General features: G+C 70.3%; 16 protein-coding genes and 1 riboswitch. Of the genes, 12 read left to right on the plus strand and 4 right to left on the minus strand.

The annotated features are described in order from the left end of the window. Nucleotides 1–10: 10 nt before the first annotated feature. Nucleotides 11–478 (minus strand): thioredoxin-dependent thiol peroxidase, encoded by a 468-nt coding sequence (bcp, locus tag AB0M70_RS05260; protein ID WP_363211422.1) that lies wholly within the window; start codon nt 476–478, stop codon nt 11–13. A 168-nt stretch (nt 479–646) separates the two neighbouring features. Between bcp and AB0M70_RS05265 the strand changes: the two genes are divergently transcribed. The 3 genes from AB0M70_RS05265 (at nt 647) to AB0M70_RS05275 (ending at nt 1,869) form a co-directional block, all read left to right on the plus strand. Then, nucleotides 647–976 (plus strand): DUF3618 domain-containing protein, encoded by a 330-nt coding sequence (locus tag AB0M70_RS05265; protein ID WP_365816567.1) that lies wholly within the window; start codon nt 647–649, stop codon nt 974–976. A 43-nt stretch (nt 977–1,019) separates the two neighbouring features. Beyond that, nucleotides 1,020–1,376: a co-chaperone GroES gene (locus AB0M70_RS05270; protein WP_363309366.1), complete on the plus strand. Its 357-nt coding sequence runs from the start codon at nt 1,020–1,022 to the stop codon at nt 1,374–1,376. A 53-nt stretch (nt 1,377–1,429) separates the two neighbouring features. Continuing rightward, a riboswitch (guanidine-III (ykkC-III) riboswitch) is annotated at nt 1,430–1,500 on the plus strand. Nucleotides 1,501–1,548: 48 nt separating this feature from the next. Continuing rightward, on the plus strand, nt 1,549–1,869 hold the full coding sequence (locus tag AB0M70_RS05275; protein ID WP_160505255.1) for an SMR family transporter: 321 nt from the start codon (nt 1,549–1,551) through the stop codon (nt 1,867–1,869). A gap of 40 nt (nt 1,870–1,909) precedes the next feature. Here AB0M70_RS05275 and AB0M70_RS05280 read toward each other — a convergent pair whose 3' ends face one another. Continuing rightward, the gene (locus tag AB0M70_RS05280) at nt 1,910–4,444 is read right to left on the minus strand and encodes a transglycosylase domain-containing protein (protein ID WP_365816570.1); all 2,535 of its coding nucleotides are present in this window, start codon (nt 4,442–4,444) and stop codon (nt 1,910–1,912) included. Nucleotides 4,445–4,662: 218 nt separating this feature from the next. On the opposite strand from AB0M70_RS05280, the gene AB0M70_RS05285 reads away from it, so the two are divergent. From AB0M70_RS05285 to AB0M70_RS05300, 4 genes are read left to right on the plus strand one after another with little or no spacing between them, the layout of a single operon-like run. Further along, a complete protein-coding gene (locus tag AB0M70_RS05285) occupies nt 4,663–5,484 on the plus strand; it encodes an ABC-2 family transporter protein (RefSeq protein WP_365816572.1) in 822 nt (273 codons plus the stop codon). After that, nucleotides 5,477–6,319 carry an ABC transporter permease gene (locus AB0M70_RS05290; RefSeq protein ID WP_365816574.1) on the plus strand — a complete coding sequence of 281 codons (843 nt, stop codon included), beginning with the start codon at nt 5,477–5,479 and terminating at the stop codon, nt 6,317–6,319. The genes AB0M70_RS05285 and AB0M70_RS05290 overlap by 8 nt, the downstream gene beginning before the upstream one ends. Nucleotides 6,320–6,325: 6 nt before the next feature. After that, complete coding sequence (locus AB0M70_RS05295) at nt 6,326–7,291, plus strand: ABC transporter ATP-binding protein (protein ID WP_365816576.1); 966 nt, start codon at nt 6,326–6,328, stop codon at nt 7,289–7,291. A 10-nt stretch (nt 7,292–7,301) separates the two neighbouring features. Further along, nucleotides 7,302–8,006 (plus strand): DUF1707 domain-containing protein, encoded by a 705-nt coding sequence (locus tag AB0M70_RS05300; RefSeq protein ID WP_365816578.1) that lies wholly within the window; start codon nt 7,302–7,304, stop codon nt 8,004–8,006. Nucleotides 8,007–8,044: 38 nt separating this feature from the next. Here the strand turns inward: AB0M70_RS05300 and AB0M70_RS05305 are convergent, their stop codons facing one another. Beyond that, on the minus strand, nt 8,045–9,364 hold the full coding sequence (locus AB0M70_RS05305) for an SGNH/GDSL hydrolase family protein (protein WP_365816580.1): 1,320 nt from the start codon (nt 9,362–9,364) through the stop codon (nt 8,045–8,047). Nucleotides 9,365–9,680: 316 nt separating this feature from the next. On the opposite strand from AB0M70_RS05305, the gene AB0M70_RS05310 reads away from it, so the two are divergent. From AB0M70_RS05310 to AB0M70_RS05325, 4 genes are all read left to right on the plus strand, one after another. Further along, nucleotides 9,681–10,985: a DUF445 domain-containing protein gene (locus AB0M70_RS05310; protein WP_365817546.1), complete on the plus strand. Its 1,305-nt coding sequence runs from the start codon at nt 9,681–9,683 to the stop codon at nt 10,983–10,985. 195 nt (nt 10,986–11,180) lie between these two features. Beyond that, a complete protein-coding gene (locus AB0M70_RS05315; protein ID WP_365816582.1) occupies nt 11,181–12,683 on the plus strand; it encodes an MFS transporter in 1,503 nt (500 codons plus the stop codon). 21 nt (nt 12,684–12,704) lie between these two features. After that, nucleotides 12,705–13,700, plus strand: a complete 996-nt coding sequence (locus tag AB0M70_RS05320; protein ID WP_365816584.1) for a helix-turn-helix domain-containing protein — start codon at nt 12,705–12,707, stop codon at nt 13,698–13,700. Between the two features lie 97 nt (nt 13,701–13,797). Next, a complete protein-coding gene (locus AB0M70_RS05325; RefSeq protein WP_365816586.1) occupies nt 13,798–14,298 on the plus strand; it encodes a hypothetical protein in 501 nt (166 codons plus the stop codon). Nucleotides 14,299–14,328: 30 nt separating this feature from the next. Here the strand turns inward: AB0M70_RS05325 and AB0M70_RS05330 are convergent, their stop codons facing one another. After that, nucleotides 14,329–14,631 carry a hypothetical protein gene (locus AB0M70_RS05330; RefSeq protein WP_365816588.1) on the minus strand — a complete coding sequence of 101 codons (303 nt, stop codon included), beginning with the start codon at nt 14,629–14,631 and terminating at the stop codon, nt 14,329–14,331. Nucleotides 14,632–14,918: 287 nt separating this feature from the next. On the opposite strand from AB0M70_RS05330, the gene AB0M70_RS05335 reads away from it, so the two are divergent. Further along, entirely contained in the window at nt 14,919–16,307 is a 1,389-nt protein-coding gene (locus tag AB0M70_RS05335) for an FAD-dependent monooxygenase (RefSeq protein ID WP_365816590.1), read from the plus strand. Nucleotides 16,308–16,311: the final 4 nt, after the last annotated feature.

Below are 16,311 nucleotides of genomic sequence, written 5' to 3' on the forward strand. Positions count from 1 at the left end.
CCGGGGCGGGTCAGATACCCAGGTCCTTGATGATTTTGGCTACGTGGCCTGTCGCCTTGACGTTGTAGAACGCGTGCTCGACCTTGCCCGCTTCGTCGACGACGACCGTGGAGCGGATGACGCCGGTCACGGTCTTGCCGTAGAGCTTCTTCTCGCCGAAGGCGCCGTAGGCCTCCAGGGTCTCCTTGGAGGGGTCGCCGACGAGCGTGACCTTGAGGTTCTCCTGCTCGCGGAACTTGGCGAGCTTCTCGGGCTTGTCGGGGGACACGCCGATGACGTCGTAGCCGGCGGTGGCGAGGGCGTCGAGGTTGTCGGTGAAGTCGCAGGCCTGCTTGGTGCAGCCGGGGGTGAGGGCGGCGGGGTAGAAGTAGACGATGACTTTGCGGCCCTTGTGGTCGGCGAGGGAGACCTCGTTGCCGTCCGCGTCCGGCAGGGTGAAGGCCGGGGCCGTGTCGCCGGGGGTGAGTCGCTCGCTCATCTTCGGTCTCCTCGCGCAGGTGCTCGTAACGGGATGTTCGTAAAACGTCTGGTGACGGAGTCGAGCGTAATAGGGGTGCCGTGGGGTGCTGTGCGCGTGGAGCTGACAGACTGTCGGCGAGACGTACTGAAGGATCAGACAGCCGGACACGACCACGGAGGCAGCGCGGTGTCGGACACGTCGGATATCAGGACCCCGGCGCAGATCGAGGCGGACATCAAGCGCCGTCGCGTGACGCTTGCCGAGACGCTCGACGAGATCGGGGTGCGGGTTCACCCGAAGACGATCGTGGGTGACGCGAAGGCCAAGGTCGTCGCCAGTGTGGACAATTCCCTCGGGCGGGCGTACGTCGGTGCGAACCGCGTGGTGTCCGATGTGCGGGGCCAGCTGGTGCGTGAGGACGGTGCGCCGCGTCTGGAGCGGATCGTTCCGGTGGCGCTGGTGGTCGTGGGTCTCGTGGGGATGCTCGCGGTGAGCACGCGGCGCCGCAAGGGCTGACCCGGCATCGTCCGTGCGGATCGTCGGCAGGTAGGTTCGGGGCGTGAGCGCCAAGAGCCGGGGACACAGCCCCCACGACGACAAGCTGCCCATCCGGATGCTGCACGACCGTGTGCTCGTGCGGCAGGACACCGCCGAGGGTGAGCGCAAGTCCGGCGGCGGCATCCTGATTCCCGCGACCGCTGCCGTCGGCAGGCGTCTGGCCTGGGCGGAGGTCGTCGCGGTGGGGCAGAACGTGCGGGCGGTGGAGCCGGGTGACCGGGTGCTGTACGACCCGGAGGACCGGGCCGAGGTGGAGGTGCGGGGTGTGGCGTACGTGCTGATGCGTGAGCGCGATCTGCATGCCGTGGCCGCCGACCGGTTCGAGGGCTCCGAGGATTCGACGGGCCTTTATCTGTAGGGGTCCGCAGGCGTGTGCAAGGGGCTGGTGACCATGGTCACCAGCCCCTTACGCGTGTCCTTTGCTACCTTGGAAGGACCCCGACGAGACGCGCCGTACCGGGTTTCCGCAAAGACGACGCACCCCCATTCAAGTGACGCGATCTCGCGTCTCACGTGTCGGAGGTGCCGTCGTGGCCTGGGTTCTGTTGATCGTCGCCGGTCTGCTCGAGGTGGGCTGGTCGATTGGGATGAAGTTCACCGAGGGGTTCACGCGGCTGTGGCCGAGCGTGTTCACCGGCCTTGGGATCGTCGCGAGCATGATGCTGCTCTCGCATGCCGCCAAGACGCTGCCGATCGGTACGGCGTACGGCGTGTGGGTCGGCATCGGTGCTGCCGGTGCGGCGGTGGTCGGGATGATGGTGCTCGGTGAGCCGGCCACCGCCGCCCGGATCTTCTTCGTGGTGTTGCTGCTGGTCGCCGTCGTGGGCCTGAAGGCGACCTCGGGGCACTAGTACGCGGGGCGCCGGCAGGCAGGGCGTCGTACTCGGGCCCCTAGTAGTCGTAGTACGCCTGGTTGCCCTCGCCCTTCCTTCTGGCCGCCGTGCCTTCGGTGAGGCCGCCGCCCAGGGCTCCTTCGTCGACGCCTGTTCCGCCGTCCGCGGTGGTGCCGTCGGTCTGGCCGCCCTGGGCGGCGCCTCCGTCGGCGGTGGCTCCGCCGTCGGCCGTCGAGCCGTCGGTGGTGCCGCCGTCCGTCGGTCCGCCCTGGGTCTGCCCCTGGTCCTGGCCTTGCGTCTGGCCCTGGTCCTGGCCCTCGGTCTGGCCTTGGTCCTGGCCCTGGGTCTGGCCCTGATCCTGACCCTGGGTCTGGCCCTGGTCCTGGCCCTGCGTGGTGTCGTCACCGCCCGTGGCGGCCCCGCCGGTGGCCGGGTCCTCCTCGGTGTCCGTGGGGTCCGGGACGGGCGGCACGTCGGCGCCGTCCTCGAGCTCCAGGTCGAAGTCCTGCACCGGCTTGCCCTCCAGGGCGTCCCTGGTGAACTGGGCCCAGATCTGCGCGGGGTAGCCGCCGCCGTTGATGCGGGCCTGGCCGAGCGCCCCGTAGAGCGGGGTGTGCGCGCCGGTGTCGGGGTTCTGGCCCATCACGGAGACGACGGTGGCGAGTTCGGGGGTGTAGCCCGCGAACCAGGCCGCCTTGTCCTCCTCGGCGGTGCCGGTCTTGCCTGCGGCGGGGCGGCCCGCGGCCTGGGCGGCTGTTCCGGTGCCGCCGTCGACGACGCTCTGCAGGATCGAGGTGGTGGTGTCGGCGGCCTCGCGGCTGACGGCCTGCGCGGTCCTCGGCTCGGGCAGTTCGACTTCCTGGCCGCCCTTGGTGACCTTCTCGACCATCGTGTACGTGGGGTGCTTGCCGTGGTTGGCGAGCGTCGCGTACGCCTCCGTCATGTCCAGGACGGAGGCCGTGGACGGGCCGAGCGCGATGGAGGGGGACGCGGTCAGGTCGGGGGTGTTCTCGGGGACGCCGAGGGCGACGGCGGTGTCCTTGACCTTGTCCGAGCCGACGTCGACGGCCATCTGCGCGTACACGGAGTTGACGGACTTGTCGGTGGCGGTGCGGACGGTGATGTCGCCGTAGTCGACGTCGTCCTCGTTCTCGGGGGCGTAGGCCCCGCCGTCCCAGCCCTGCACGGGGCGCTTGTTGGTGCCGTCGTAGATCGTGTTGGGGGTGATGAGCTGGCCGTCCTGGGTGACGGAGCCGTTCTCCACGGCCGAGGTGAAGACGAACGGCTTGAAAGTGGAGCCCACTTGGTAGTCGCGGCGGGTGGCGTTGTTGACGTACTGCTTGGTGTAGTCGATGCCGCCGTACATCGCGACGACCTTGCCGGTCTTGGGGTCGATCGAGGCGCCGCCCGCGCGTACGTTGCGGTCGACCTTGCGGACGTCCTTGTCGATCTTGGACATCACCTGCTCGTCGACGGCTTCCTTGAAGGCGTCCTGGCGGTCCTTCTGGAGGGTGGTGGTGATGCGGTAGCCGCCCTTGGCCAGGGTGTCCTCGTCGACGATGTCGTTGGACGTCAGGTAGTCCTCGACGGCCTGCACGAGGTAGCCGCGCTGGCCGGAGAGGCCGGAGGCGCCCTTGGCCTCCTTCGGCGCGGGGAACTTGGCCTTGGCCCGGTCGGCGGGGCTGAGCCAGCCTTCCTTGACCATGCCGTCGAGGACGTAGTTCCAGCGGCCCTCGGCGCGCTTCTTGTTCTCCGGGTGGGTCGCCACGTCGTAGGCGTTGGGGGAGTTGAGGAGCGTGGCGAGGTAGGCGCCCTGCGCGGTGTCCAGGTCCTTGACGTCCTCGCCGAAGTACGCCTGGGCCGCGGCCTGTACGCCGTAGGCGTTGCGCCCGAAGTAGCTGGTGTTCAGATACCCGGCGAGGATGTCGTCCTTGCTCACCTCGCGGTCCAGCTTGATGGAGATGAAGAACTCCTTGGCCTTGCGGGTGACCGTCTGTTCCTGGCCGAGGTAGTAGTTCTTCACGAACTGCTGGGTGATCGTCGAGCCGGACTGCTTTCCCTTGCCGGTGACGGTGTTGTAGGCGGCGCGGATCATCGCCTTGGGGTCGACCGCGGATTCGCTGTAGAAGTCCCGGTCCTCGGCGGCGAGCGCGGCGTGCTGGACTTCCTTGGGGATCTGGCTCAGCGGGACGTTCTCGCGGTTGACCTCGCCGTCGCGGGCCAGTTGGCTGCCGTCGGCGTAGAGGTAGACGTTGCTCTGGGCGGTGGCCGCCGCGTTGGCGGGCGGGATCTCGACGATCATGTAGCCGGCGACGAAGCCGCCGACGCAGAGCAGGATCAGCAGGATGAAGCCGCCGAGCACCATGCGCCAGGTGGGGAAGATCCGCCGCCAGCCCTTGCGCTTGGGGCGCTTCTTCTTGCCCTTCTTGCCGGTGCCTTCGGCGTCCGGCGCCTCCGGAGTGTCGGACGCCGCGGCGGCCGGAGTGGCGGCCGGTGTGTCGGACGCCGTGTCGGCCGGGGTGTCCACGGGTTCGCGGGGCGCCCATCCCTCGGATTTCTTGGCGCCCTGCTGCTGCGGCTCGTCGCTGCTCATGTCTCGTGGAACTCCCGGTTCGCGTCGTACGTCACGTACGCCTCGTACGACCCATTGCACACTGTCGCTTCATGCGTTCCCCGCCAGGCACGCGCCGCGTGCGGAAAATGCCTGGCACGAGCGATGACGTCCGCACTAGGCTCCGTCCCTTTGGCCCAGGCCGGGGCAGGGCTTCGGTCAAGGGTCTCGCAAAATCGTCAAGGCTCTCGTCAAAGGGGATGCGTGTGCGTATAGGACGGTTCCGCTTGTACGCGGCCGTCGCCCGGGGAGGCTTCAGACGGTACGCGACCTACCGGACGGCGACCCTGGCGGGAGTGTTCACCAACACCGTCTTCGGGCTGATCCTCGCGTACACCTATATCGCCCTGTGGGACGAGCGGCCGGGGCTCGGCGGTTACGACCAGTCGCAGGCGTTGACGTTCGTGTGGCTGGGGCAGGCGCTGCTCACGGTGATGGCGCTGATGGGCGGCGGCTTCGAGGGCGAGCTGATCGAACGCATCCGCACCGGGGACATCGCCGTCGACCTGTACCGCCCCGCCGACCTGCAGCTCTGGTGGCTGGCGACCGACCTGGGCCGCGCCCTGTTCCAGCTGCTCGGGCGCGGTGTCGTGCCGATGGTGGTCGGCGCCCTCATCTTCGACCTGGCCCTGCCCACCGAACCGCTGCGCTGGCTGGCCTTCCTGCTCGCCGTGATCCTCGGCGCGCTCGTCAGCTTCGCGATCCGCTTCCTGGTGGCGCTCTCCGCGTTCTGGCTGATGGACGGCGCGGGCACCACCCAGGTGGCGATGCTCGCGGGCACCTTCTTCTCCGGGATGCTGCTCCCGCTGAACGTCTTCCCGGGCGCGCTCGGCGAGTTCGCCCGCGCGCTGCCCTGGTCGGCGCTGCTCCAGGTGCCCGCCGATGTGTTCCTGGGCAAGCACACGGGCGTGGACCTGTTGCGGACGTACGCGTTCCAGATCGGCTGGGCCGCGGCGCTGCTCACGGCCGGGCGGCTTCTTCAGGCCGTGGCCACGCGTCGGGTGGTGGTCCAGGGTGGCTGACCTGACGCGGGTGCGGGGCGGCCTGACGCAGGTGCGGGACGGGCTGCGGGCCTACCGGCTGATCTCCGCCATGTGGATCCGCTCCCTGATGGCCTACCGGCTGTCCTTCGCGATGACCGCGTTCGGCAATTTCGCGGTGACCGCCTTCGACTTCGCGGCGATCCTGCTGATGTTCTCGCAGGTGGACCGGCTCGGCGGCTACTCGCTGTCCGAGATCGCCTTCCTGTACGGCGCCACGTGCACCTCGTTCGGGCTCGCCGACCTCTCCCTCGGTTCCATGGACCGGCTGGGCAAGCGGGTGCGTGACGGCACGCTCGACACGCTTCTGGTGCGGCCCGCCCCGGTGATCGCACAGGTGGCCGCCGACCGCTTCGGGCTGCACCGGCTCGGGCGGCTGCTGCAGGGCGCGTTCGTCCTGGTGTACGCGCTCGTGGTCCTGGACATCGCCTGGACCCCGTCGAAGGTGCTGATGGTCCCGCTGATGCTGCTCTGCGGCGCGGGCATCTTCGCGGCCGTGTTCGTGGGCGGCGCGGCCTTCCAGTTCGTGGCGCAGGACGCGGCCGAGGTCCAGAACGCGTTCACGTACGGCGGCACCACGCTGCTCCAGTTCCCGCCGACCGTGTTCGCCAAGGACCTGGTGCGGGGCGTCACCTTCATCCTGCCGCTGGCCTTCGTGAACTGGATCCCCGCGCTGTACGTCCTGGGGCGTCCCTATCCGCTGGACCTGCCGACGTGGGTGGCGTTCACGCCGCCGCTCGTGGCCGCCCTCCTTCTCGCGCTGGCGGGCCTCGCCTGGCGCACGGGCCTTCGTTCGTACCGCAGCACAGGGAGCTGAACCGCCGTGGAGAAAGACCTCATTGAGCTGGACCATGTGGAGAAGGTCTTCGACGTACGCAAGAAGACGGGCTTCATGCGGCGCGAGAGGCACGAGGTGCGTGCCGTCGACGGCATCAGCTTCACCGTGCCGCGCGGTGAGATGGTCGGTTACATCGGCCCGAACGGCGCGGGCAAGTCGACGACGATCAAGATGCTGACGGGCATCCTGACGCCGAGCGGCGGGCGGCTGCGGGTCGCGGGGATCGACCCTTCCCGTGAGCGGACCCGTCTCGCGCGGCGCATCGGGGTGGTCTTCGGGCAGCGCACGACGCTGTGGTGGGACCTGCCGCTGCTCGACTCGTACCGCCTGATGCACCGCATGTACCGGATTCCGGACGCCCGTTACCGGGAGAACCTGGAGCGTTGCGTGGAACTCCTGGAGCTGGGCGCCCTGTTGGACGTCCCCGTGCGTCAGCTCTCGCTCGGCCAGCGGATGCGCGGCGACATCGCGGCGGCGCTCCTGCACGATCCGGAGGTGCTCTACCTGGACGAGCCGACGATCGGCCTCGACGTGATCAGCAAGGCCAAGGTCCGTGCGTTCCTGCGGGACCTGAACGCGGAGGCGGGGACGACGGTCCTGCTCACCACGCACGACCTGACCGACATTGAGCAGCTCTGCAAGCGGGTGATGGTCATCGACCACGGGCGTCTGATGTACGACGGGCCGCTGGCGGGGCTGCACGAGGTGGGCGAGAGCGAGCGGACCCTGGTCGTGGACCTGGAGCGCGAACTGCCGCCCATCGAGGTGGAGTCGGCGCGGGTGGTGAAGGTGGAGGGACCGCGGCAGTGGCTCGCCTTCCCCGCCGCGGAGTCGGCAGCTCCGCTTGTCGCCCGGGTCGCGGCCCGGTATCCGATGGTCGATCTCTCGGTCAGGGAACCCGACATCGAGGCGGTCATCGCCAAGATGTACGCGGAGAAGGCGACCTCGTAGGCTGCTTCACATGACCGACGAGCAGCCTCATCTCCCGGATCTCCGGGCCGCCGACGCCGACCGTGAACGTGTCGCCGAACGACTCCGTGACGCCGTGGCCGAGGGCCGCCTGGACATGGAGGAGTTCGAGGAGCGCCTGGACGCGACGTACAAGGCGCGTACGTACGGTGAGTTGGAGCCGATCACCCGGGATCTGCCGGCGGTGGGCACCAAGGTGTCCATGGTGAAGGCGGGTGCCGCCGGGGAGGGGGAGATCGACTGGCCGTCCCGCATCGGCGGCGAGGCCACCTCCGCGGGGGGCTTCGCGTTCTGGAGCGGGTTCATGCGCAAGGGCACCTGGACCGTGGGCTCGCGGTTCACCGCGTTCGCGCTGATGGGCGGCGGCGAGATCGACCTGCGCGAGGCGCGGTTCGCGGACCGCGACGTCGAGATCCGCTGCTTCACGATCATGGGCGGCCTGCAGGTCACCGTGCCGCCCGAACTGGACGTCCGGGTCAAGGGCTTCGGGATCATGGGCGGCTTCGAGGACAAGGCCACCGGCGAGGGCACACCCGGCTCCCCGCGCGTGACGGTCACGGGCTTCGCCCTGATGGGCGGGGTCGGCGTGGATCGCAAGCTGCCGCGGGCGGAGCGCCTGCGGATCAAGGAGGAGCGCCGCCGCGAGAAGCTGGAGCGGCGTGAGTTGCACATGCGCAGACGCGAGGAGCGGGACTGAGCCGTGAGACCGAGTCCCGGGGCTGAGCCCCGGGACGGCTACAGCTCGGCGGCCGCGGAGCCCCGCAGGTGCGTCAGGTTGAACGTCTCGGCCATCTTGCGGTAGCCCAGGTCGCTCGGGTGCAGGTGATCGCCCGAGTCGTACGCGCCGCGCAGCTTGCGGGGGTCGTACGGGTCGCGCAGGGCCTTGTCGAAGTCGACGAACTCGTCGAAGACCTTGCCGTCGCGGATCTGCTCGTTCACGGCCTGGCGCACGTTCTCCAGCGCCGGCTCGTACCCCCGGTGGCCGCCGAACGGCATCAGGGTGGCCCCGACGACCCGCAGGCCGCGGGTGTGCGCCTGGCGCGTCAGTTCGCGCAGGCCCTCCACGATGCGGTCGGGGTCGTTCTGGTGCGGGTTGCGCAGGATGTCGTTCACGCCGAGCGCGACGACCACGGCCTTGACGCCCGTACGGTCGAGCACGTCGCGGTTGAAGCGCGAGAGGCCGCTCGGGTTGTCGGCGGGTGTCCCGTTGCCGTCCGAGAGGACGCGGTTGCCGCTGATCCCCTCGTTCACGACGCCGTAGCGCGGGGCGCCGGACTCCTCGCGCAGGCGGTCGGCCAGGTTGTCGGTCCAGCGGGCGTTGGCGCCCATCGTGGAGGAGATGCCGTCGGTGAGCGAGTCACCGAAGACGACGACGGTGCCGTCCGACTCGTTGCTCAGGACGTCCACCGCCGAGAGGTAGCGCCAGGAGGTGCTCTGCTGGGTGTACGCGGCGCCGTTCTGGTCCTCGGTGCGGTCGCCCTCGGCGACGTAGCTGACCTGGCGGGCGTGCGGGTGGAAGGTGACCGGGCCCGAAGGGGTCGGCGAGTACGTCGAGACCAGGAGGTCGGCGTCGTGCGGCACGCGCAGCCGGACCGCGTCGCTCATGACCTGCTGGCCCGCGGGGATGACCACGGAGGTGTTGCCGTTGAAGGCCAGGCGGCGCAGGGTGCCCGGTGCGGCCGCCGGGTTGTTCGACCCCACGGCGACGGCGATGGAGGCGTGGGTGATGCTCAGCGGCTGCTGCCCGTACAGGTTCGACAGGGTGATGCGGGCGCTGTCGCCGCCGACGCTGGTGTGCACGACATTGCGGATGGAGCGGCCCGCGAAGCCGTTGCGGTGCGTGTTTGGTTCGGCCGCCGCGGGGGATGCGGCCCATGAGCCGACCCAGGTGCCGGCCGAGGCGGGCGCCGCGGAGTTGCGCGGGCCGCGGGGCCCCGCGCTGATGGTGTCCTGAGATCCGTCGTCGGTGGATACACCGAGGTATATGGCGGCGGAAATCACCACTATTACCGCGAGGACCGCGGCAAGCAGGGCATAACCGTGACGCTTGGTCATGCGGGCTGTGTCTCCTCGAGCAGGGGGAGCCTGATCGAGGCTCCGATGTGATCACCCCATGATGCGTCATGGGCCGTGAGGCGGCCGACACTGCCCCCCTCCGACCATTCAGACGCCGGGAACTTGTGGTCCGTTCCAGGAGTCGGTCAGGAAGGGACGCAGAGCGGCAGGGACAATACGTATGAGGACGCCGCGAACCACGCGAACGGGTCAGGTGGAGTGAGTGGAACGTACGAATCGTTCAATTCCGGAGGATGCGTCCGAAGGGGGTGCTTCCGGGCAGCATTCCCGTGAGCCGGGCCCTTCAAGCGGCGTCCTGACGGGCTCCGGCAGCTCCGCTCCCCTCAGCGGTGGGGGCGGGTTCACGTACAGCCCCGCCGACGAGGAGAAGCGGCGCGGCGTCCGCCGGATGAAGATCACCGCGACGGGCCTCCTCGTCTTCGTCGCCCTCGTCTACGTACTCGCCAAGTGGGCCCAGAACTCCGGCGCCGGCGCCTGGGCGGGCTATGTCGCCGCGGCGGCCGAGGCCGGCATGGTCGGCGCGCTCGCCGACTGGTTCGCCGTGACGGCGCTCTTCCGCCACCCGCTGGGCCTGCCCATCCCGCACACGGCGATCATCCCGAACAAGAAGGACCAACTGGGCGCATCGCTCGGCGACTTCGTGGGCGAGAACTTCCTCTCCTCCGATGTCGTACGAGGCCGGCTGCGCGCGGTGGGTATCGGCAGCCGCCTCGGCACCTGGCTCGCGGACCCCGATCACGCCGACCGGGTGACCGCCGAACTGGCCACGGCCCTGCGCGGCGCCCTGACGGTCCTGCGCGACTCCGACGTCCAGGCGGTCGTGGGCGAGGCCATCACGCGCCGCGCCGACGCCCAGGAGATCGCCCCCGGTATCGGCAAGATGCTGGAGAAGGTCGTCGCGGACGGCGGCCACAAGCGGGTCGTCGACCTGGTCTGCGTGCGCGCCCACGACTGGCTGGTCGAGCACGACGAGTCGGTCATGGACGCCGTGCAGGGCGGCGCTCCCGGCTGGACCCCGCGGTTCGTCGACAAGAAGGTCGGCGAGCGGGTCTACAAGGAGCTCCTGCGCTTCCTCGCCGAGATGCGGGACATGCCCGAGCACCCCGCGCGCGGTGCCGTCGACCGCTTCCTCGCGGACTTCGCCGCCGACCTGCAGTCCGACTCGGACACCCGCGAGCGCGTGGAGCGCCTCAAGCGCGAGGTCCTGGGCCGCGGCGAGGTGCAGGACCTGATCGCCTCCGCCTGGTCGGCCGTACGCGGAATGATCGTGGCCGCCGCCGAGGACGAGCGCAGCGAGCTGCGCCTGCGGGTGCGGGCCGCGCTGCTCTCGCTCGGCTCGCGGATGGCGACGGACGGCCGGCTGCAGCAGAAGGTCGACGGCTGGGTCGAGGGCGCCGCGGTGTACGTGGTGACGACGTACCGCGACGAGATCACCTCCCTGATCACCGACACGGTCGCGGGCTGGGACGCCGAGCACACGTCGAAGAAGATCGAGGCCCACATCGGCCGCGACCTCCAGTTCATCCGGATCAACGGCACGGTGGTGGGGGCGCTGGCGGGGCTCGCGATCTATTCGGTGTCGCGGCTGCTGGGGGCGTAGAGGGCGGTCCACGGGGTTTACGGGCCGAGGGGCGCCTTCCGGTGGTCTCAGCGCGCGTGAGGGCGCCATTGCCGGGCACTCTGGAGGAGCTCTCCCGATGCCGAGAGAGCCGTCGCCCGAGCCGCGGCCTGCGATCCGCAGGCCGCGGGAAGCAGCAGCCCGGCGACGTGGGAGCAGCGGAAGGAGCCGCCCGCCATGACCGCGTCGTCCACGCCCGCCTCGCCGCCGCCCCCCGACCCCGGGCGCGCCGACGGTGAGACCGGCACCGTCACCACGGCCGTGCCCGCCCGCCTCGACCGGCTGCCCTGGTCCCGCTGGCACTGGATGATCGTGATCGGCCTCGGCACGGTCTGGATCCTCGACGGCCTGGAAGTCACCACCGTCGGCAACATCGCCAGCCGCCTCTCCGAGGAGGGCAGCGGCCTCGCGATCAGCTCCGCCCAGGTCACCGGCACCGCGGCGGCCCTGTACGTGGCGGGGGCCTGCGCCGGGGCCCTCTTCTTCGGCCGCCTCACCGATAAGTACGGCCGCAAAAAGCTCTTCATGGTCACCCTCGCGGTGTACCTCGGCGCCACCGCCCTCACCGCGCTCTCCTTCGACGCCTGGTGGTTCTTCCTCTTCCGCTTCCTCACCGGCTTCGGCATCGGCGGCGAGTACGCGGCCATCAACTCGGCCATCGACGAACTCATCCCGTCCAAGTACCGCGGGCGCGTGGACCTGATCATCAACGGCAGCTACTGGCTGGGCGCGATCGGCGGTTCGCTGCTCTCGGTCGTCATGCTGAACACCAGCATCTTCCCCAAGGACCTCGGCTGGCGGCTCACCTTCGCCCTCGGCGTCGTACTCGGCCTGGTGATCCTCCTCGTACGCCGCCATGTCCCGGAGAGCCCGCGCTGGCAGTTCATCCACGGCCGCGGCGAGGAGGCGGACACCCTCGTCACGTCGGTGGAGCGGGAGATCGAGGAGGAGAAGGGCGAACGCCTGCCGCCGCCCGAGCGCGAGATCACCATTCACCAGCGCAAGAGCATCGGCTTCGGCCTCATCGCGAAGACCGTCTTCCGCGACTATCCCAAGCGTGCGGTGCTCGGCCTGTCCCTCTTCATCGGCCAGGCGTTCCTCTACAACGCGATCACCTTCGGCTTCGGCGCGATCCTCACCAAGTTCTTCGACGTCCCCTCGGGCAACACGGGTTACTACTTCGCCGTCATCGCCGCGGGCAACTTCCTGGGCCCGCTCTTCCTCGGCAAGCTCTTCGACACGGTCGGCCGCCGCATCATGATCTCGTCGACGTACATCGTGTCGGGCATCCTGCTCTTCGGCACGGCGTGGCTCTTCGACCGCGGTTCGCTCAGCGCGGCGACGCTCACGGCCTGCTGGTGCGTGGTCCTGTTCTTCGCGTCGGCGGGCGCGAGCAGCGCCTACCTGACGGTCTCCGAGATCTTCCCCATGGAGACCCGGGCCATGGCCATCGCCTTCTTCTACGCCATCGGCACGGCGGCCGGCGGCATCAGCGGCCCGCTGATCTTCGCCAAGCTGACCGAGTCGGGCGTCGTCGGCGACACGGTCCTCGCCTTCCAGATCGGCGCGGGCCTGATGTGCGCGGCGGGCCTGGTGGCAGCGGTGTTCGCGGTGAAGGCGGAACGGCGCTCCCTGGAGGACATCGCGAGCCCGCTGTCGGAGGCGAAGGCTTCCGGGTGAGGCGGGTGGCAAGATCCGGGGATGAGCGGAGAGGGAGTTGTGGGCGGCCACCGGGTGGCGGTCCTCGTCAGGGACGGCGTACTGCCGATGGAACTCGGCCTGGTCCACCAGCTGTTCGGCAACGCGCGCTCGGCACAGGGCGCGCGCCTCTACGACCTGACGACCTGCGCCCTGACCCCCGGCCTCATCCGCACGGACGCCGACTTCCCCGTCCACGCCGAGCACGGCCCCGAGGCGGTGGCCGCCGCGGACACGGTGATCGTCCCCGCCTCGCACGAGGAGGACGAGTCGCTGCGGCCGGGTGAGCTGTCGCCGGCCCTGGCTGGGGCGTTGGAGTCCGCCTCCGGCGCCCGTATCGCCTCCATCTGCACCGGCGCCTTCGTCCTCGCTGCAGCGGGCCTCCTGGACGGCCGCAGGGCGACGACACACTGGCTGTCGGCGGACCTCTTCGCCCGCACGTTCCCCGCCGTGACGGTCGATCCGGACGTCCTGTACGTCGACGAGGGGCCGGTCCTCACCTCCGCGGGCGAGGCCGCGGGCATCGACCTCTGCCTGCACATGATCCGCGGCGACCATGGCGCGGCGGTGGCGGCCGAGGTGGCACGCCGCACCGTCGTACCCCCGCACCGCGAGGGCGGCCAGGCCCAGTACATCCGCCGCCCGGTGGCGGAGCCGCGCCTCACGTCGACGGGCCGGGCCAGGGGATGGGCCCAGGAGCGCTTGGGGGAGCCCCTGACACTGGCCGATCTTGCTGCCCAGGAGTCGATGAGCGTGCGCACCTTCAGCCGCCGCTTCCGCGAGGAGACGGGCCTGACGCCGATGCAATGGCTGACGCAGCGCCGCGTGGACCGGGCGCGCGAACTCCTGGAGCAGACGGACCGTACGGTCGACCGCATCGCGACGGAGGCGGGCTTCGGCACGGGCGCGTCGCTGAGGCAGCACTTTCAGGCGGGGGTCGGGGTGTCGCCGGGGGCTTATCGGGTGACGTTCAGGGGCGGGCGTGGGGGACCGGCTTAGGGCCGGTCTGCGTACGCATGCTCGGTCTGAGTACGAGTGCTCGGTCTGAGTACGCGTACTCTGTCGCGGCTTCGGGGAAGGCGGCAGGCTCCTACGCATGACGGCAAAGTCGATGTACATGAGCCCGCGCATGGGTACGAAGATGAGCCCGCGCCACGGACTGAGCTTCATGAAGCCGGGGAACTTGCTGACGTCCCTGCCCGGGAGCCCGCCGCTGCGGCGCTGGGCGACGCGCTTGCTCGGCGCGGGCCTCGCGGTGGCGGCGTACCTCCTGTGCCTGCCCTGGGACCTGCGCAACCGCCCCGAGACGCCGGGCGCGATCAACGAGACGTCACCGGTGACGGCGGTCGGGATAGCCGCCCTGACCGTCTCGATGCTGGCCCTGGCGGCCTACTTCGGCTTCCGGGACCGCCTCGTGTGGGCGCTGCTCCTGGTGGCGGGACCGCCGGCGACGCTGATGTACGTCTCCTTCGACAGCCACCCGGAGCCGGACGCGGCGGTGTGGCCGCTGGCGTGGGGGTTCTTCGTGCTGGTGATGGGGGTCGGGGTGCTCGCGGTGGCGGGCTTCGCGCGGCTGTTCAGGGACAGCGAGAACTGAGGCACCGCGCGCGGTCCGGTCGGGGGTCGGCTACTTGCGCCGGTCGGCGAGCGCCCACGACGCGAGCCCGACACCACCCGCGACGCCGAAGACGGCGGGCCAGGCCCCGACCTTCTTGGCGAGGGGATGCGACCCGGCGAAGGCGGCGACGTACGTGGCACTGAGCGCGGCAGCGGTCCTGCCCCCGGCCGCGGCTCGCCACTGCTGAGCGGCGGCGGCGCCCGCTGCGGCGAGGACGAGGCCGCCGAGGGGCCGCTTCTTGGTCCAGCGGGCGACGGCGTACCCACCGACGAGCCCACTCGCGGCCACGACGGCTGCCGGTACCTGAGCCATGCTCGCCTCGCTTCCCCGGCCGGCAGTGAAGGCCGCTGGCCGATACGTCCTCTATGAGCCCTGTACGGGTCTCGTTTTGAGCCCTCTATGAGTCCTCTATGAGTCCTCTATGAGTCCTCTATGAGTCCTCTATGAGTCCTCTCCGGGGCTCGGCCCGAGGCTGCCGAGGCTAACGCGCCGGGAAAGCCTTGCGGCGAGGGGGTCTGGGCCACGTAGGTTGGTGAGGGTGTGCGCTGCGCCTCCGCGGCGCGCTCGAAGGCGCTGCCGACGAGGGACCGATAGTAAAGATGACCGCGCGAACCACGCCCACCACCACTGACCGACGCACCCGAACAGCCCTGGTCATCGGGGGTGGTGTCGCGGGCCTGGTGGCGGCGATGGCGCTGCGCAAGGCGGGCATCGAGGCATCGGTGTACGAGGCGGGGGCGGGCGAGGCGCCGGCGGGCGAGGCGCGCGCCACGTATGACGCCAAGTCGAGTGGCGGGGACCGCGGCCGTGACCGCGGCCGTGACCGCGGCCGGGACCGCGGCCGTGACCGTGACCGTGGGCGTGGCCGTGACCGTGGGCGGGGCCGTGGCGGGGGCATGACGATCGCCCCGAACGGCATGCAGGCGCTGGAGGCGATCGACGCGGCGGAGACGGTGAGCGCGATCGGCACCCCGGTGACGTCGCTCGGCCTGCGCAGCTGGACGGGCAGGCACCTGGCCCAGTTGACGCCGCCCACGGACCTCCCGACGACCCGCTTTGTCTGGCGCACGGAACTGGGCGAGGCGCTGTGGGCGGAGGCGTCGCGCCGAGGTGTCCCGCTCCACCGGGGCAAGCGCCTGCTTGACGCGACGGACACGGGCGCGGGGGTGACGGCGCGTTTCTCGGACGGTTCACTGGCGAGGGCGGACATCCTGATCGGCGCGGACGGCTTGCGCTCGACGGTGCGCGCACTCATCGACCCGACGACGCCGAAGCCGCACTACGCGGGAGTGCTGACGTTCACGGCACGCGTAGACGCAACCCAACTGCCTGCCACAGATGGGGTGTTGTACATGTGCTACGGCAAGAAGGCGTACTTCGGCTACCAGATCTTCGCCGACGGTTCGGCGGCCTGGTTCGTGAACCTGCCGCACCGGGAGCCGATGACGTCGGCGGAGGCGCAGACGGTGGGCGCGAGGGAGTGGCTGAAGCGGCTGGGCGAGGCGTTCGCGGACGACCGCACTGCGGCACCGGACCTGGTCCGGGAGACGGCCCCCGAGGACCTGCTGATCACAGGCCCCACAGAAACGATGCCTCCGGTGACGTCCTGGAGCAGGGGTCGCATGATCCTGATCGGCGACGCGGCGCACGCGACGCCGGCGACGTCGGGCCAGGGGGTGTCGCTGGCCACGGAGAGCGCGGTCGAACTGGCCCGCTGCCTAAGGGACTTGCCCCCGAGGGCAGCCTTCCGAGCCTACGAGTCCCTGCGCCGCCCAAGGGTGGACCGCATCCTCAAACACACGACGGCCACGACAACGGCCACCTCGGCAGCGGCCCGCACGGCCACACCAAAACCGGCGGGGCCCTTGAGCCGCGCGCTGCGGGACGCGGTGCTGCCGGTGGCGACGAAGGTGGGCGGGGGCGGGGGAGCGGTGTGGGGTGCGTGGCAGTTCGAACATCGAATCGACTGGGACGAGCGGGTGGGTTAGGCGG

This window comes from Streptomyces sp. NPDC051214 (genome assembly GCF_040682375.1).
In the GTDB taxonomy this organism is placed as follows: Bacteria; Actinomycetota; Actinomycetes; order Streptomycetales; family Streptomycetaceae; genus Streptomyces.

Coding starts and splice junctions, on each gene's coding strand:
- bcp (WP_363211422.1), bottom strand. CDS start 478: ATGAGCGAGCGACTCACCCCCGGCGACACGGCCCCGGCCTTCACCCTG.
- AB0M70_RS05280 (WP_365816570.1), bottom strand. CDS start 4,444: ATGAGCAGCGACGAGCCGCAGCAGCAGGGCGCCAAGAAATCCGAGGGA.
- AB0M70_RS05285 (WP_365816572.1), top strand. CDS start 4,663: ATGCGTGTGCGTATAGGACGGTTCCGCTTGTACGCGGCCGTCGCCCGG.
- AB0M70_RS05300 (WP_365816578.1), top strand. CDS start 7,302: ATGACCGACGAGCAGCCTCATCTCCCGGATCTCCGGGCCGCCGACGCC.
- AB0M70_RS05305 (WP_365816580.1), bottom strand. CDS start 9,364: ATGACCAAGCGTCACGGTTATGCCCTGCTTGCCGCGGTCCTCGCGGTA.
- AB0M70_RS05315 (WP_365816582.1), top strand. CDS start 11,181: ATGACCGCGTCGTCCACGCCCGCCTCGCCGCCGCCCCCCGACCCCGGG.
- AB0M70_RS05320 (WP_365816584.1), top strand. CDS start 12,705: ATGAGCGGAGAGGGAGTTGTGGGCGGCCACCGGGTGGCGGTCCTCGTC.
- AB0M70_RS05325 (WP_365816586.1), top strand. CDS start 13,798: ATGACGGCAAAGTCGATGTACATGAGCCCGCGCATGGGTACGAAGATG.
- AB0M70_RS05330 (WP_365816588.1), bottom strand. CDS start 14,631: ATGGCTCAGGTACCGGCAGCCGTCGTGGCCGCGAGTGGGCTCGTCGGT.
- AB0M70_RS05335 (WP_365816590.1), top strand. CDS start 14,919: ATGACCGCGCGAACCACGCCCACCACCACTGACCGACGCACCCGAACA.